The sequence below is a fragment of the Thauera sp. genome, assembly GCF_047601425.1.
In the GTDB taxonomy this organism is placed as follows: domain Bacteria; phylum Pseudomonadota; class Gammaproteobacteria; order Burkholderiales; family Rhodocyclaceae; genus Thauera.
Genome location: NZ_JASGJL010000001.1, coordinates 2,747,920 through 2,764,197, shown reverse-complemented (window position 1 = coordinate 2,764,197; position 16,278 = coordinate 2,747,920). Strand labels below are relative to the sequence as shown.

The following is a 16,278-nucleotide window of genomic DNA, read 5'->3' as shown; positions in this document are numbered from 1 at the left end:
TCAGACCAGGCCGAGGTCCTGCAGCCCGCCGCCGGTCGGCTGTTCGCCGAGCTTGCTGTGGAGCTTGATCTGCAGGCGCAGGTCGTTGATGGAGTCGGCGTTGCGCAGGGCGTCTTCGTAGGTGATCTTGCCGGCCTCGTAGAGCTCGAACAGGGCCTGGTCGAAAGTCTGCATGCCGATTTCGCGCGAGCGCTTCATGATTTCCTTGATCTCGGGGATGTTGCCCTTGAATACGAGGTCGGCGATCAGCGGCGAGTTCAGCATCACTTCCACCGCCGGCACGCGGCCCTTGCGTTCCTTCAGCGGCAGCAGCCGCTGCGAGATCATCGCGCGCAGGTTCAGCGACAGGTCCATCAGCAATTGCTGGCGGCGCTCTTCGGGGAAGAAGTTGATGATGCGGTCGATCGCCTGGTTGGCACTGTTGGCGTGCAGCGTGGCCAGGCACAGGTGGCCGGTCTCGGCGAAGGCGATGGCGTAGTCCATGGTTTCGCGGTCGCGGATCTCGCCCATCAGGATGACGTCCGGCGCCTGGCGCAGGGTGTTCTTCAGGGCGGCTTCCCACGAGTCGGAATCGATGCCGATCTCCCGCTGGGTGACGATGCAGTTCTTGTGCGGATGCACGAATTCGATCGGATCCTCGACCGTGATGATGTGGCCGTAGCTGTTCTCGTTGCGATGGTCGACCATCGCCGCGAGCGACGTCGTCTTGCCGGTGCCGGTGCCGCCGACGAATACCACCAGGCCGCGCTTGCTCATCGCCACTTCGTTCAGCACTGGCGGCATGCCCAGCTCCTCCAGGCTGGGAATGCGCTGCGGGATGGTGCGCAGCACCAGCCCGACCTTGCCTTGCTGGACGAAGGCATTGGCGCGGAAGCGGCCGATGCCTGCCGGCGAGATGCCGAAGTTGCATTCCTTGGAGGCCTCGAATTCGGCCGCCTGGCGGTCATTCATGATCGCGCGCGCGAGTTCGGCCGTGTGCTGGGGCTGCATGGCCTGGTTGGACTGCGGCATGATGCGGCCGTCGATCTTGATCGCCGGCGGAAAACCGACGGTGATGAACAGATCGGAGCCGTTCTTCTGCAGCATCAGCCGCAGCAGGTCGTGCATGAACTTGAGTGCCTGGTCGCGTTCCATGGGTGCGTGTTCTCGTCGGGAGTCGGGGGCTTGGCCTGGGTAGGATCACAGCCGGCGTTCAGCCGGCGATGCTGTCCTTGTTCTGCGCGCGCAGGCGTGCTTCGACCGGCGACACGATGTTGCGCCGGACCAGGTCGGCCAGGCACTGGTCCAGCGTCTGCATGCCGACGTTCTGGCCGGTCTGGATCGCCGAATACATCTGCGCGATCTTGTTCTCGCGGATCAGGTTCCGGATCGCCGGCGTGCCGATCATGATCTCGTGCGCGGCGACGCGCCCCTGGCCGTCCTTGGTCTTGAGCAGGGTCTGCGAGATCACCGCGCGCAGTGATTCGGACAGCATCGAGCGCACCATGTCCTTCTCGGCGGCGGGGAAGACGTTGACGATACGGTCGATGGTCTTGGCCGCCGACGAGGTGTGCAGGGTGCCGAACACCAGGTGGCCGGTTTCGGCCGCAGTCAGCGCCAGGCGGATGGTTTCGAGGTCGCGCATTTCGCCCACTAGGATCACGTCCGGGTCTTCGCGCAGCGAGGCGCGCAGGGCGTTGTCGAAGGAGGCGGTGTCGCGGTGCACCTCGCGCTGGTTGATCAGGCAGCGCTTGGATTCGTGCACGAATTCGATCGGGTCCTCGACGGTCAGGATGTGGCCGTACTCGTTCTCGTTGATGTAGTCGATCATCGCCGCCAGCGTGGTCGACTTGCCCGAGCCGGTCGGGCCGGTGACCAGCACGATGCCGCGCGGGGTGTCGGCGATCTCCTTGAAGATCTTCGGGCAGTTCAGTTCCTCGAGCGTCAGCACCTTGGACGGAATGGTCCGGAACACCGCACCGGCGCCGCGGTTCTGGTTGAAGGCGTTGACCCGGAAGCGGGCCAGGTTGGGCACGGCGAAGGAGAAGTCGCACTCCCAGGTTTCCTCGAACTGCTTGCGCTGGCCGTCGTTCATGATGTCGTACACCATGGCGTGCACGTCCTTGTGCTCCATCGGCGGCAGGTTGATGCGGCGCACGTCGCCGTGGACGCGGATCATCGGCGGCAGGCCGGCGGAAAGATGCAGGTCGGAAGCCTTGTTCTTGACGGCGAAGGCGAGCAGTTCGGTGATGTCCATCGTAGTCCCTGGCCGGGCGGAGCCCAAAAAGATCGATCGGTGCGGAATGTTATACTTTTCGCCGCTTCAGCCAGAGGAAATAGACCACGGACATGATGACGATCGAGGAGCGCCTGCGGGCCGTGCAGGCTCGTGTCGCAGCGGCGGCGCAGGCCGCCGGACGTGATCCGGAGTCGGTCCGCTTGCTCGCCGTCAGCAAGACGTGGCCCGCCGAAGCGGTGCGCGAAGCCGCCGCCGCGGGCCAGCGCGCCTTCGGCGAGAACTACGTGCAGGAAGGCGTCGCCAAGGTCGAGGCGCTGCGCGAGGCGACGCTGGAAGGGGGGCTGGACGGACCGCTCGAATGGCACTTCATCGGCCCGCTGCAGAGCAACAAGACGCGGCCGGTGGCAAATGCCTTCGACTGGGTGCACAGTATCGACCGGCTGAAGATCGCCGAGCGCCTGTCGGTGCAGCGTGACGTGCATCGGCCGCCGCTGAACGTCTGCATCCAGGTCAATGTCAGCGGCGAGGAAAGCAAGAGCGGCGTCGAGCCGGACGAGGCCGTAGCGCTGGCGAAGGCAGTGGCCGTGCTGCCGAAGCTCCGGCTGCGCGGGCTGATGTGCATTCCCGAGCCGACCGGGGACGAAGCCCTGTTGCGCTCCCGGTTCGCCTTGCTGCGCAAGCTGAAGGCGGAGCTGGTGGCCGCAGGACTGGAACTCGACACCTTGTCGATGGGCATGTCGCATGACATCGAGCCGGCGGTGGCCGAAGGTGCGACGATGGTGCGCGTGGGCACGGCGATTTTCGGCGAGCGCATGCGGCCGGCGGCGCCGCAATGAGCCGGCACGATTCAATGCATGACAGCCGGGCGTCCGGCCCGGCATTCACAGAGAGAACGAGAGCATGAAGATCACTTTCCTGGGTGGTGGCAACATGGCAGCGGCCCTGATCGGCGGCATGATCGAGCGCGGCTTCGATGCGGCAGGCATCCAGGTCGTCGACCTCGGTGCCGAGACGCGTGCGCGGCTGACCGGGCGCTTCGGCCTGCGTGCGGTGGAGTCCTTCGATGCTGCGGCACTGAATTGTGACGTGCTGATGCTGGCCGTGAAGCCGCAGCAGATGAAGGAAGCGCTGGCGCCGATCGCGGGCAGGCTGAACGGCCAGATCGTCATCAGCGTTGCCGCCGGCCTGCGCCTGGCCGACCTCGGCCGCTGGCTGGGTGCGCCGGGCCAGCCCTATACCCGGCTGGTGCGCTGCATGCCCAACACGCCGGCGCTGATCGGTGCCGGCATCACCGGGCTGTATGCCGATCCGAGCGTGGACGCCGACGGCCGCGAAGCTGCCGAGCGCATCCTGTCTGCCGTCGGCAGCGTGGTGTGGGCGGATACCGAAGACCAGATGGACGCGGTCACGGCGATTTCCGGCAGCGGCCCGGCCTATGTGTTCCATTTCATCGAGGCGCTGGAAGATGCCGGGCGTGCGCTCGGCTTCGACGAGGCCGATGCGCGCCGGCTGGCGATCGACACCGTGCTCGGCGCGGCGAAGCTGGCGGCCGGCTCGGAGGACTCGCCCGCGGTGCTGCGCGAGAAAGTGACTTCCAAGGGCGGCACCACCGCGGCGGCGCTGAACAGCCTGGCCGAGTCCGGCTGGCACGGCGCGCTGGTCAGGGCGGTCGGCGCGGCACGGTCGCGCGGGCAGGAGCTGGGCGCCGAACTCGGCAAGGACTGATCCGCGATGCTCGCCAACATCCTGCTGCTGGTCCTCGACGCTGCCGGCGGTTTCCTGACGCTGATGCTGCTGGCACGCTTCTACATGCAGTGGCAGCGCATTTCCTTCCGCAATCAGATCGGCCAGTTCGTCGTCTCCACCACCGACTGGCTGGTGCGGCCGCTGCGCCGTTTCGTGCCCGGCCTGTTCGGCCTGGACATGGCCAGCCTGCTGCCGGCCTGGGTGGTGCAGGTGGCGATGGTCGCCATCGAGCTGAGCCTGCGCGGCGCGGTGTTCAGCGGCAATGTGGGTGCGGTGCTGGTGGGTCTGTGGGGTGTCGGCCTGATCGAGCTGGTCCGCATGATGGTGTATCTGCTGTTCGCGGTCGTGCTCGGTTCGGCGGTGTTGTCCTGGGTCAGTCCGCATGCACCGCTGGCGCCGCTGCTGCATTCGCTGGCCGAGCCTTTCCTGCGGCCCTTCCGCCGCATCGTGCCGACGATCGCCAACGTGGATCTGTCGCCGCTGGTGCTGCTGCTGGTGCTGCAGATCGTGCTGATGCTGCTGGCAGGCATGCGCGGCAACTTCGCGCCGCTGCTGTTCGGCGGCTGATCAGCCCACGTTGCGTAGCGCGCGCTCCCAGTCGATGACGATCTCGGGCAGCACGCCGACGGCGAGCGTTTCCTTCAGTTCGTGAATGTCGGGTGCGCCGAAAGCGCCGTCCTGCAGGCGATACACGGTGACGACGTGGTCGACCGGATGCACCAGCCAGTATTCGCGCACGCCGGCACGTTCGTACAGCCGGCGCTTGGTGATCAGATCGCGGCCTGCTGTGGACGGCAACAGCACCTCGACCACCCAGTCAGGCGCGCCGCGGCAGCCGCGCTCGTCGAGCTTGTCGCGGTCGCAGACCACGACGAGGTCGGGTTGCACCACGGTGTCGATGTCGCCGTTGGCTTCATTGCCGTGCGGCAGGCGTACGTCGAAAGGGGCGATGAAGGGGCGGCAGGGCTTGCCGTCCAGTGAGTTGAGCACCTGGCTTGCAATCTGCTGCAGAATTTCCTGATGCGTCCGCGAGGGCGCCGGCGACATGGCATGAGGAACGCCGTCGATCAACTCGTAGCGGACATCGTCCGGCCACGTCAGGTAATCGGCATACGTGTAGGTTCGGTCGTTGCGCAGAGCCAGGCCCATGTCGTGCTCCTCATGTATTGCTTGCGGATGGGGCTGCAGAAAGTATAACGCCCGCCGTCGGGGAGCATGCCCCGGCGGCGGGCAGCGTTCCTGCTGCGCTGGCCGTTCAGCCTTCGTACATCACCTGGCCTTCCACCAGCGTGTAGCGCACCTTGCCCGGCAGTTCCATGCCGAGGAAGGGCGTGTTCTTGCCCTGGCTCTTCAACGTGTCGCGGGTGATGGCGACGTGGGCGGCGGGATCGAACACGCATACGTCGGCACGCGCGCCCGGCGACAGGTGGCCGGCCTTGGTGATGCCGACGATCTTCGCCGCGTCCGAGGTGATGCGGGCGAGGCCGTCGAGCAGCGGCAGGCCGGCGCGCTCCGCCCACTTCAGTGTCAGCGGCAGCAGCAGTTCGAGGCCGGTGGCGCCGGGTTCGGATTCGGCGAACGGCGTCTGCTTGCCGTCGTCGTCCACCGGCGTGTGGTCGGAGCACAGTGCGTTGATGCGGCCGTCGGCCAGGCCCTTGCACAGCGCCTCGCGGTCGCGCTGGCTGCGCAGCGGCGGGATCAGGTGGCAGTTGGAGTTGAAGTAGCCGATGTCCATGTCGCACAGATGCACGTGGTTGATCGACACGTCGCAGCTCACGTCCATGCCCTCGGCGCGCGCGCGTTCGATCAGTTCCAGCCCGGCAGCGGACGACAGGCGGGTGATGTGCAGCCGCGCGCCGGTGATCTTGGCCAGTTCCAGGTAGGTGTACAGCGCCACGGTTTCGGCGGCCACCGGCATGCCGGCGAGGCCGAGGCGGGTGGCGACCTCGCCGTCGTGGGCATTGCCGCCGCGCGACAGGAAGGGCGCCAGCGGCTGCAGCCAGACGCGGAAGCCGAAGGTGGCGGCGTACTGCATCGCGCGCATCAGCACGCCGTTGTCGACGATGGGCACGTTGGCCTGCGAGAAGGCGACGCAGCCGGCTTCGACCAGTTCGGCCATCTCGGACAGGCGCTCGCCCTTGAGGCCGATGGTGAGCGCGCCGACCGGGTAGATGTGGGCGCGGTTCAGTTTCTTGGCGCGGTAGGTCAGCATCTCGACCAGGCCGGGCTCGTCCAGCGCGGGATCGGTGTCGGGCGGGATTGCCAGGCTGGTGACGCCGCCGGCCATCGCCGCTTCCATCTCGGACTCGAGCGTGGCGCGGTATTCGAAGCCGGGCTCGCGCAGGCGGGCGGCGAGGTCGATGAAGCCGGGGGCGACGACCAGCCCGCTGGCGTCGAGGGTGCGTTCGGCGACGAAGCCGTCGGGGGCATCGCCGAGGGCGGCGATCTTGCCGCCGGCGACGTAGACGTTCTGCACCGCGTCGATGCGGCGGGCCGGATCGACGATGCGGCCGTTGGAAATCAGGATGTTCATTCGCGAATCCTTGTGCCTGTTCTGTCCGGGGCTCAGTGGCTGCCCAGCATGCTCATCACCGCCATGCGCACGGCGATGCCGAAGGTGACCTGGGGCAGGATCACCGCCTGCGCGCCGTCGGCCACCGCCGAATCGATCTCGACGCCGCGGTTCATCGGCCCCGGGTGCAGCACGATGGCGTCGGGCTTGGCCAGCGCCAGCTTGTCGGCGGTGAGGCCCCAGACCTTGAAGTATTCCTGCGGCGTGGGCAGCAGCGCGCCGTTCATGCGTTCATTTTGCAGGCGCAGCATCATCACCACGTCCACGCCCTTCAGGCCTTCGCGCATGTCGTGGAACACGCGCACGCCCATTCTTTCGACTTCGGTCGGCAGCAGGGTCCTGGGGCCGATGACGCGGATTTCGGGCACGCCGAGCGTGGTCAGCGCGGCGATCTGGCTGCGTGCGACGCGCGAGTGCAGCACGTCGCCGACGATGGCCACGGACAGGTTGGTGAAATCCTGCTTGAAGTGACGGATGGTGTACATGTCCAGCAGGCCCTGCGTCGGGTGCGCATGGCGGCCGTCGCCGGCATTGACGACGTGGATGTGGTCGCGGCCGGTGGCCTGCAGGTGCTGGGCGATCAGCATCGGTGCGCCGCTGGCGGCGTGGCGGACGACGAACATGTCGGCCTGCATCGCGCACAGGTTGTCGACGGTGTCGAGCAGGCTCTCGCCCTTCGAGGCCGAACTGGTGTTGATGTTGAGGTTCACCACGTCGGCCGACAGGCGCTTGGCGGCGATCTCGAAGGTGGTGCGGGTGCGCGTCGAATTCTCGAAGAACAGGTTGAACACGCTCTTGCCGCGCAGCAGCGGCAGCTTCTTGACCTCGCGCTCGGCCACTTCGGTGAAGGGCGCGGCGGTGTCGAGGATGGCGGTGATGATGTTGCGCGGAAGACCGTCGAGCGTCAGCAGGTGCTGAAGTTCGCCGTGCTTGTTGAGCTGGGGGTTGCGCATCGGGCTTGCCTCGGAATCAGCGATTGGCGATGGGATGTAAGGGTTTTGTCGGAAGCGTGTTACGGCAGATCGGGCATCAGCCGAGCTGGGTCAGTTCCAGCTTGAGCTGGCCGGCTTCGTCGCGCTGCAGCTCCAGGTTCTGGTCGCGCGGCAGGGCCTCGGGCAGGGTGTGGGCGCAGTAGCGGGCGGCAATCGGCAGTTCGCGGCTGCCGCGGTCGACCAGCACCGCCAGCTCGATCATCGTTGGCCGGCCGAAATCGAACAGGCCGTTCAGCGCGGCGCGGGTGGTGCGGCCGGTATAGAGCACGTCGTCGACCAGGATGATGTGCGCGTTCTCGACGCTGAACGGGATCTCGGTGCGCTTCGGCTTCGCGTGCAGGCCCTTGCTGCCGTAGTCGTCGCGGTAGAAGGAGACGTCGATCGCGCCCAGCGGCTGGCTGATGCCGAGTTCCTTGTGCAGGCGCTCGGCCAGCCACAGGCCGCCGGTGTAGACGCCGACCAGCGCGGTGGCCGGCGTGACGTGGGGGCGGATCTGGTCGGCGAGCTGCCGGCACAGGGCTTCAGCATCGAGAATGTTCATGGCGATGGGCGTCCAGGAAGGTTTGCAGGATGATCCGGGCGGCGGCGGCGTCGAGCACCGCCTTGCGTTCGTTCCAGCCCTTGAGGCCGGCGCGTGAAAGTTCCGACTCGGCGGCGACCGAGGACAGGCGTTCGTCGGCGGGGAAGACCGGCAGGCCGAAGCGGCCGTGCAGCTGGTTGGCGAAGCGGCGGCAGCGGGCCGTGAGTTCGTGTTCGCTGCCGTCGAGATGGACGGGAATGCCGACCACCAGCGCCACCGGCCGCCATTCGGCGATCAGCCTGGCGATGGACTTGAAGCGGGCGTCGTTCGATTCGTCGTGCAGCGTGGTCAGCGCGCTGGCATGGGCGGTCTCGAGTTCGCCGCTGGCCACGCCGATGCGCGCCAGGCCGAAGTCGAAGCCGAGCAGGGTGCCGCGCGCGGGCAGGGAGGACGGAGCGGCGGGAGCCGCGTCAGGCATGCCCCGCGACCTCGCTGAGGTTGGCGAAGTCCACACCCAGCTTCTGCATCGCGGCAGCCAGGCGTTCCTCGGGCGGCAGTTCGAACACGATCGACATGTCCGCCGGCACCGTCAGCCAGGCGTTGTCCAGCAGTTCCTGTTCGAGCTGGCCGGCGGTCCAGCCGGCATAGCCGAGCGTGACCAGCACCTCGCGCGGCTCGCCCTGGGCGCCGATGGCCTGCAGCACGTCGCGGCTGCTGGTGAGGCCGACGTCGTCGCTGACCTTCAGCGTCGAATGCCAGTCGCCGACTGGCCGGTGCAGCACGAAGCCGCGGTCGGTCTGCACCGGCCCGCCGAAATATACCGGCTGGGTGTCGAAGCCTTCGGCTTCGAGCGGCACTTCGATGCGTTCGAACAGCGAGGCCAGCGTCATGTCGATCGGGCGGTTCACGATGATGCCCAGCGCGCCCTGCTCGTTGTGTTCGGCGATGTAGGTCAGCGCACGCGCGAAATGAGGGTCGGCCATGTGGGGCATGGCGATCAGGAAGTGGTGCGTGAAGTTGGCCGTGGGTGTTTCCATGCCCGCCATTTTACGCACTTCGCCCGCGTTCTTGTGTGACTGGACGTACCGGCCATGTTTCCGCCGCCGGGGGGCCGAAAGCCGGAATGCATGGCCGGCTTGAGGGACAATGTCCGCCATGTCTTCCCGAGTCCGCCGATCATGACCGATGCTGCTCCCAACCTGTCCGCAACCGAAGCTTTTGATTTCGACCGCATCATCGATCGCCGCAGCATGCCGGGCGAGAAGTGGGGCCGCTACGCCGGCCGCGACGTGCTGCCGCTGTGGGTGGCGGACATGGATTTCGCCGCGCCGCCGGCCGTCATCGAAGCGCTGCACCGGCGCATCGACCACGGCGTGTTCGGCTACACCGATGCCTGGCCCTCGCTGGAGCAGGCGGTGGTCGAAGGCCTTCGGCGCGAGCACGGCTGGACGATCGAAGCCGACTGGCTGGTGTGGCTGCCCGGCGTGGTGACGGGCTTCAACCTCGCCTGCCTGCTGGCCGGCGAGCCGGGCGACGGCGTGCTGACCGCGACGCCGGTCTATCCGCCTTTCCTGTCCGCGCCGGCCAACACCGGCCGCGTGCTGCAGCGCTGCGAACTGGTGCTGCGCGACGGCCGCTGGCAATGGGACTGGGAGGCGCTGGAGCGTGCAGCGGACGCGCGCAGCCGCATGCTGCTGCTGTGCTCGCCGCACAACCCGGTCGGGCGCGTGTTCGACACCGACGAACTGCGCCGGCTGGCGGATTTTGCCGAGCGCCGGAATCTGCTGATCTGCGCCGACGAGATCCACTGCGGCCTGGTGCTCGACGAGGAGTGCCCGCACCGGCCCATCGCCGCGCTGGACGAGGCCACGGCACGGCGCACGATCACGCTGATGGCGCCGTCCAAGACCTGGAACATCCCCGCGCTGTACTGCGCTTTCGCGGTCATCCCGGACGCTGCGCTGCGCCGCCGCTACCGGCATGCGATGCGCGGCCTGATACCGCACGCCAACGTGCTGGGCATGGTGGCGACCGAAGCCGCCTACCGCGACGGCGGGCCGTGGCGCGCCGCGCTGCTCGACTACCTGCGCGGCAACCGCGCCCGCGTGCTGGAAGCGGTGGCGGCGATGCCCGGCCTGGCAACGACCTCGCCCGAAGCCACCTACCTGGCCTGGATCGACTGCCGCGGCCTGATGGCCGAGCGCGGCATCGACGACCCCGCGGCCTTCTTCGAAGCCGCTGGTGTCGGCCTCTCGGACGGCCGCCCCTTCGGCATGCCCGGCTGGCTGCGGCTGAACTTCGGCTGCCCGCGCGCGACGCTGGATGAAGCGCTGCGGCGGATGGCGGCGGCCGTCACGGGCTAGGGCCGTCAAGACGGCTGCATCATTTGCCTTCTGCATGTCGCTGCAGCAGCTGCAGCAGACGGCCGGCGGCCTCGATGTCGCCTTTCGAGCCCCCTTTTGACCCCCCTGACCGCTCGCACCAGCGTTCCAGCACGAACTTCTCCTGGTCATGCAGCGTTGCCCACATGGTGGGCGAGGGCACGCGATCGTGCAGGTCCTGGAACAGCGCTTCGAGCTGCGGCAGTACCTGCTGCAGGCGGCCTCCGGCCAGCGCGACGTAAAGGTCGAGCTCGATGCGGCTGGCCGCCAGCCAGAAATCGGCCTGGCGGGCGAGCTGCTGGTCCAGCGATTGGCGTACCGCCTCCACCGTTGAGGTGGTGAAGCCTGCCTTGTCGAGTTCCTGCGGTCGCGCCAGCATGGCCGCCATGCGGTTGATGGCAGGGTAATAGAGTTGCGGATGCCCCGTGTCCAGGGCGAGTTTCTCGCCAAGGCCGTAAGCCTCCGTCATGGCTGCAAGGGCCTCGTCTTCGGCTGCCGGGCGAGCGGCCAGCTGCCGTGCATCCTTGCCCGCGGCTTCGTCCCCGCCTGCGGATTCCAGCCATTTCCGTGCAATGTCGGCTGCCGTGCGCTCGACCATCGCAAGGCGCTTGCAGGTCGAGCCGATCAGGGCATGGCGTTCGATCGTGGGCTGCACTTGGGCCAGGGCTGCGAGCGACAGCCTTGCGGTTTCGATGTCCTGCCGCGCCTTGGCGAAGGCCTTCAGGATATCGCCGCGTTCCGAGGCCGACGCGCCGGCTTTCAGCGCCGAAACCTCCTTCCATGCCCGCCGTGCGCGCTGGTTGGCAAGCCGTTCGGCTACTTGCAGCGAAGCGCTGGCGTCGTTGGCAGCCAATGCGCGCTCGTACCAGGTGATGCCCTCGTCGACGAGGCCGGTTTCGATGCACGCCGCACCCAGCGCTTCGGCCACCGATCCCATGTCACCCCAGACCGGCCCGAATCGCGCTGCGAGATGCCTCGCATGTTCCTGCAGCACGGCGCGGTTGCCCTGTCCGTACTTGGCGTCGGTGGCGATTTTTTCCAGGGCGATCTTCAGGCCCTGCGCCGAAGCGATGCCGTTGTACTCGCCCTGCACGTCTGCGGTCGGCGCGGGTTTGGCGAAGTCTCCGTCGTCCAGGCCACGCAGCCGCCATTCCGGGTCGCCATAGCATTGGTAGGCCGCCCAGGTGTTGCTGCCGGGATGCCTGCGCCAAGTGAGTTCTCGCGCGTCGCCGACAGCCTCGATGAAGCTCCTGCGGTTCAGCAGGGCCTGGTAGAAAGTTTCCGCGAACAGCTTGGCCGGTCCGTCGTTTACCGCCCAGCCTGCGGCCACTACGCAGCGCACGCCGATGGCGATCAGCGCTTCGGCCGTGCTGGCGGCAAGGTCGCTGCGGCTGAAGGGGGCCGGCGCCTGCGCGAATGGCTGGTCCGGCAGCGCGGCCAGATGGCAGCAATTGACGAACACCAGCTCCGGCACCGAGCGCATCTGGCCGATTTCGCGCGGCCCCAGCACGGTCCCTTCGGAGAGCACCACGCCACCCTCGGGTCCGGGTTCGCCATGGCCCGCCACATGCACGATCCTGTAGGGGTGGGACATCAGCGCGTTGATGATCGCCGTTGCGTCGTGGCCGCCCAGCAGGTCGAACGTACGGTTCGGCCCGACGCCGCTCCGGCTCTTCATCAGCTTGGCGACGGCCCGGGCCTCATTCAGCGCGCCTTCGAGCCGGCCATAACGCGCCGGATCGCATTTCGGCTCGCCGACGATCAACACGTAGTCCTCGCGGCCGGTGTCGCGCACCACTTCCCGGTAGCTGCTGGTCCGCAGCTTGCGGATCAGCCGGCTGCGGATGCCCCAGGGCATGTGATCGTGCTCCCTGCCCTGTTCCGGCGCGGTGTCCAGCAGCTCCCAGGGCACGACGGCCGTGCCCTTGTCCACCTCCAGCAGCATCTGGCTGCGCCCGGCGAGGAAAGGTTCGATCTCCAGCGGCACGAGCAGCTGGAACAGCGTGCGCCCGATCTGAGGCCCGCACTGGTGGTCGTTCGAGGCCTGGCGCAGCATCTCCTGCAGCAGCCGCGGCTGCGAGCGCAGCGCTCGTACCTCGGTCCGTGCGCGCTTGGTGTCCAGCCGGAACTGGATGTCGGCATTGTCCGGTGATTCGGCGCTCGGCGGCGGGGCGGCGCTCCGGCCGTCCGGGCGGCTGTTCACCGAGGTGATGGAGATGAAGTCGTATGCAGCTCCGCGGTAGGCCGAGTCCACCTGCCGGCGCAGGGATGCGGTGCCGCTTGCGATCGTCGGTGAGATGTCCAGTTCGCCCGGCCGTGCCGTGGCATGCACCTGCAGCCCGCGCCAGGCTTCGGCGGCGCGCTCCAGATACAGTTCCACCAGCCACAGGTGGATGACCTGTGGCCAGGCCGCACGCTTGCGGCGCTGGTTCAATTGCGCGATGCGGCCGTTGGCGGCGCGTATGCCATGGGCGATGGCGCGTGCCGAGTTGCCCGGCTGGATGCCGATGCCGCCGCTGCCCGCCAGCACGGCCGCCAGCTCGATGCCGGCGGGGCACTGTTCGGTTTCAGCCTGGCGCTCGGCCCAGGCCAGTACGCCCTGGCACACGGCTTCGGCCAGGCTGGCTTCGGTCAGGCTGCCTTCGGCGCCGAGGCCGACCACGATCACCCCTTCCGGCTGGGGCATCAGCGCATCGTGTAGCGGTGCCGCGTGGTTCAGGAAGATCTGCGCTGCGCCGGCCGTCTGCGGATAGCGTCCGACCGACAGCGCATCTTCCATCACGCCGCCGACCAGGGTGTTTACCGCCAGTTCCGCGCCCGACAGCTGCGACGCCGTGTAGTGCCCCACCAGCAGCGGCTGATGGACGAAGGCGAGGTTGGCGTTGAGTACCGTGACGCGCAGCGCAGGAGCCGTCTGGCGTGAGCCTGTGCCGTCCTGGGATGCGCGCGTCAGCGCGAACACCGCGTCCATCGAGTCGGCCGGGCGTTCGCCCGCCAGCCGGCCGCGCGAGGGGCGGCTGCGTACGTGCGGCACGGCTTCGGCTGCATCTGCCGTGCCACCGCGCTGCGTACCGGCCGCCAGTGGCTTCAGGCGCGCCGTGTCCCCGTTCTCCAGCAGTTCGCGGAACGCGCCGAAGGCGTCGCGGTGCGAGGGCAGCTTGCCGTGCTCGGCATCCAGCGTCCAGGTCCGCACCTGGGGCAGCCGTGCCGATGCCAGCGTCACGCGGCCGTCGCCGCCGTTCTCGGCATCGAGGTAGACGAAGCCCTCGTCCGCCCATTCGTAGCCGTCGGGGGTGAAGCGCGAACGCCCCACGACCAGCAGCATGCGATCGGCCCAGCGCTGCAGGTCCTTGTCGCGCTGTTCGTCCAGCCGCTGCCGCAGGCCGGCGGCCTGGTCCAGCACTTCCTTCGACGGGATGCCCCATTTGTAGGCAGCGAGCTGCGGGCCGAGGGCGGGTTCGCTGCCCCAGATGCGATGCCACCAACTGGCCTGGCGGACCCGTTCCAGATCCTCCTGCGCCAGCTTCTCCCAGGTGTCCGTCTTCGACAGTGCCAGTTGCGGATCCGTCAGGCCTGCCTGCAGTTGCAGGAAGCCTGGAAACTGCGCCATCGTCTGGCGGGCCTCGTGATCGCGGAACGGCGCCCCGACCCCCGACAGGAAATTGCCGAAGGTGTCGTCGCCGGTCAGCACCTGCATCGGCGCCCAGGAGCCGCCGTTCGGCGTGCCCAGCATCAGCAGGCGGCCGCCCTGGTGCAGGCACACGCGCTGCCAGACGTCCGGGCACTCCAGCATCATGGTGCGCACCAGCAGCCCGCCCATGGAATGCGCAATGAAGCGCACCGGCTGTCCGCTGGCCGCGCGTGCGTCCAGCGCCTCCGCGACACGCTCGCCGAGCCGGCGCGCTTCTTCTTCCAGCGGCCGGCGCCAATCGAAGCCGAAGGGGATCACCTCGTGGCTCTGCGCCAGGTAGTCGATCAGGTCGTCGTAGAAGTTGCCGAGCGGCCCATCGTCGCGAATGTTGTGCTGCCCCGGTTCGTAGGCCAGCCGCAGCAGGCCGCCGAGTACGCGCCAGCCCAGCCAGATGCGCTTGCCGTCGACCTGGATGTGGCTGCCCAGAATGCCCGGCAGCACGAACACCGCCGGCTGCTCCGGCATCGGCACGGGTTTGCTGCGCGTTGCGGCGCGGAGTCCGTCTGCGCTTTCGCCTTGCCACAACAGGGGGCCGATCGGTGCGAAGCCCGCCGGCACATCGTGCAGCAGTCCATTGACGATGGCATCGGCTGTGCGCTTGTTGTGGAAGTAGCTGAAATGCGTGGCGCCTGCGCTCTTGTCGAGCAGATAGCTGGCGCCGGCTTTGCGCGGCGAGCCGCCGTACATGGAACTGGTCTGGACCACGATGTCGTTGTCGGTCCAGTAGAAGGCGTCGGCCAGCAGGGTCTTGAGCCAGCTCAGTACCGAGTCGCCCTCGATGTCGCCGGCTACCACGCGCAATTCGCCCGGAATTGGCGCCTGGGCATCGTTGAGCCATTGCACCAGCGGGTTTTCCGGCGTCATCGCGTACAGGCCGGGCAGCTTCGTGGGGTCGAAACGTTCGCGTGCAACGGCCGAGAGGAAGTCCACCAGAGACGGCGCCACCGGTATGCCGGCCAGTTGCAGCGACCAGCGCAGCACCGACAGATAGGCATCGAGCCTGTGCGACGCCAGCAGCGTGCCGCGTGCCGGGCAGGCCACGCGCACGACACGCTCCACCGTCACTTCGCGTTCGGCCAGCGCCGCGGCCAGCGCCTGCAGCTGTTCGCGCTGGCCGCGGTGGCTTGCGCCCTTGAAGGTTTCGAGGTCCGCGTCGGTGACCGCGTGTGTGGCGGCCACGCGCGCCAATACCTCGGCCACCAGGCCGCCGCGCGAATGCGAAACCAGGTGCAGCTTCAGCGGCACGCCTTTGGGCAGCGCCCGGACCAGCTGCAGTGCGTTGCCGACCGGGCTCTCGCCCAGGGTCGCGTGGTCGAGCGCATACACCTGATCGGCGTAGTGGGCGAACAGTTCGCCCACCCGTGCCGGGTGATGGTCCCAGAGCTTGCCGAAGGTGCTGGCGGTGTCGACGAAAGTGCCGTGCAGCAGCATCAGCACCGGCCGCCCAGGCACCGGAATGTCGATGCAGTCCAGCGGCCTGCTGTCCTTGAGCTTGCCGAGCCGTCTGGAGTCCAGTTTGTAGACGCCGGGCGTGACGCCGCTGTCGATCTGCTGCGCGATGGCCTTGGCCGCTCGCCTGGCGGTGTCGCGATCGGCAAGTACGTTGGTGACGATTTCCACCGCACGCAGCAGCACTTTGCCGAGAAAGCCGGGGCCGCGTGAGACCGCCGCCTTCTCCAGCCCGCGCCACTGCAGTTCGGCCGGCACCGGAACCTCGCCGGGATAGCGCGGTTCGCCCTTCTCGCCGCGCCTGAGCGGCAACCCGTCAGCCTGGGCCAGCAGCAGGTCGCGCGCCGCCTCCGGATGCAGCACCAGTTCTGGTCCGCCCTCGATGTGCAGCACCACGACGTCTTCGCCGACCGTGGCGCTGGTGCGCAGCACCGGCCCGCCGTCGCGGTGCGTGGCCAGTTGAATGAAGTCCTTGCGGCTGCCGGGCAGGTCCGGCGAGGCGGAGGCGGCAGTGAAGTCGCCGCTGCGGGATGCCGGGCGCTGGCCCGGAATCAGGAAGGTGATCTCGCGGGGGCTGGCGTCGGACATGGTGGCAGATCCTCGTGGTGGGGAGGAGAGGTGCCCGAATGGCGGCGAGAATGCTCAAGGGCACGCGGGCGTGCTGCATGACGGTGTTGATCGGCCGCCATCCGATTCGAGAATAGCAGGT

Annotated in this window: 13 protein-coding genes; 4 read left to right on the top strand and 9 right to left on the bottom strand. The window is 68.0% G+C overall.

From position 1 onward, the window contains the following. Both QM748_RS13425 and QM748_RS13420 read right to left on the bottom strand, forming a co-directional pair. Positions 1 to 1,134 (bottom strand): PilT/PilU family type 4a pilus ATPase, encoded by a 1,134-nt coding sequence (locus tag QM748_RS13425; RefSeq protein ID WP_415247429.1) that lies wholly within the window; start codon positions 1,132 to 1,134, stop codon positions 1 to 3. A gap of 58 nt (positions 1,135 to 1,192) precedes the next feature. Continuing rightward, positions 1,193 to 2,236, bottom strand: a complete 1,044-nt coding sequence (locus tag QM748_RS13420; RefSeq protein ID WP_415247428.1) for a type IV pilus twitching motility protein PilT — start codon at positions 2,234 to 2,236, stop codon at positions 1,193 to 1,195. A gap of 92 nt (positions 2,237 to 2,328) precedes the next feature. Here QM748_RS13420 and QM748_RS13415 point away from each other — a divergent pair, with 92 nt between their 5' ends. The 3 genes from QM748_RS13415 to QM748_RS13405 all read left to right on the top strand — a co-directional run bounded on the left by QM748_RS13415 (position 2,329) and on the right by QM748_RS13405 (position 4,531). Then, the gene (locus QM748_RS13415) at positions 2,329 to 3,054 is read left to right on the top strand and encodes a YggS family pyridoxal phosphate-dependent enzyme (RefSeq protein WP_415247427.1); all 726 of its coding nucleotides are present in this window, start codon (positions 2,329 to 2,331) and stop codon (positions 3,052 to 3,054) included. Between the two features lie 64 nt (positions 3,055 to 3,118). Further along, positions 3,119 to 3,943 (top strand): pyrroline-5-carboxylate reductase, encoded by an 825-nt coding sequence (gene proC, locus QM748_RS13410; protein WP_415247426.1) that lies wholly within the window; start codon positions 3,119 to 3,121, stop codon positions 3,941 to 3,943. 6 nt (positions 3,944 to 3,949) lie between these two features. After that, positions 3,950 to 4,531 carry a YggT family protein gene (locus tag QM748_RS13405; protein WP_415247425.1) on the top strand — a complete coding sequence of 194 codons (582 nt, stop codon included), beginning with the start codon at positions 3,950 to 3,952 and terminating at the stop codon, positions 4,529 to 4,531. Here QM748_RS13405 and QM748_RS13400 read toward each other — a convergent pair whose 3' ends face one another. The 6 genes from QM748_RS13400 to QM748_RS13375 form a co-directional block, all read right to left on the bottom strand. Next, positions 4,532 to 5,113, bottom strand: coding sequence for a Uma2 family endonuclease (locus QM748_RS13400; protein ID WP_415247424.1), 582 nt, complete (start codon positions 5,111 to 5,113; stop codon positions 4,532 to 4,534). A gap of 106 nt (positions 5,114 to 5,219) precedes the next feature. Continuing rightward, a complete protein-coding gene (locus QM748_RS13395; protein WP_415247423.1) occupies positions 5,220 to 6,497 on the bottom strand; it encodes a dihydroorotase in 1,278 nt (425 codons plus the stop codon). A gap of 32 nt (positions 6,498 to 6,529) precedes the next feature. Further along, on the bottom strand, positions 6,530 to 7,489 hold the full coding sequence (locus QM748_RS13390; protein WP_415247422.1) for an aspartate carbamoyltransferase catalytic subunit: 960 nt from the start codon (positions 7,487 to 7,489) through the stop codon (positions 6,530 to 6,532). A gap of 76 nt (positions 7,490 to 7,565) precedes the next feature. Further along, a complete protein-coding gene (gene pyrR / locus QM748_RS13385; RefSeq protein ID WP_415247421.1) occupies positions 7,566 to 8,069 on the bottom strand; it encodes a bifunctional pyr operon transcriptional regulator/uracil phosphoribosyltransferase PyrR in 504 nt (167 codons plus the stop codon). After that, positions 8,050 to 8,526 carry a Holliday junction resolvase RuvX gene (gene ruvX, locus QM748_RS13380; protein ID WP_415247420.1) on the bottom strand — a complete coding sequence of 159 codons (477 nt, stop codon included), beginning with the start codon at positions 8,524 to 8,526 and terminating at the stop codon, positions 8,050 to 8,052. The genes pyrR and ruvX overlap by 20 nt, the downstream gene beginning before the upstream one ends. Continuing rightward, complete coding sequence (locus QM748_RS13375; RefSeq protein WP_415247419.1) at positions 8,519 to 9,094, bottom strand: YqgE/AlgH family protein; 576 nt, start codon at positions 9,092 to 9,094, stop codon at positions 8,519 to 8,521. Before QM748_RS13375 ends, ruvX begins: the two co-directional genes overlap by 8 nt. Before the next feature lie 132 nt (positions 9,095 to 9,226). On the opposite strand from QM748_RS13375, the gene QM748_RS13370 reads away from it, so the two are divergent. Next, a complete protein-coding gene (locus QM748_RS13370) occupies positions 9,227 to 10,411 on the top strand; it encodes a MalY/PatB family protein (RefSeq protein ID WP_415247418.1) in 1,185 nt (394 codons plus the stop codon). 19 nt (positions 10,412 to 10,430) lie between these two features. On the opposite strand, the gene QM748_RS13365 is transcribed toward QM748_RS13370, so the two are convergent. Next, positions 10,431 to 16,157, bottom strand: a complete 5,727-nt coding sequence (locus QM748_RS13365; protein ID WP_415247417.1) for a CHAT domain-containing protein — start codon at positions 16,155 to 16,157, stop codon at positions 10,431 to 10,433. Between the last annotated feature and the right edge of the window lie 121 nt (positions 16,158 to 16,278).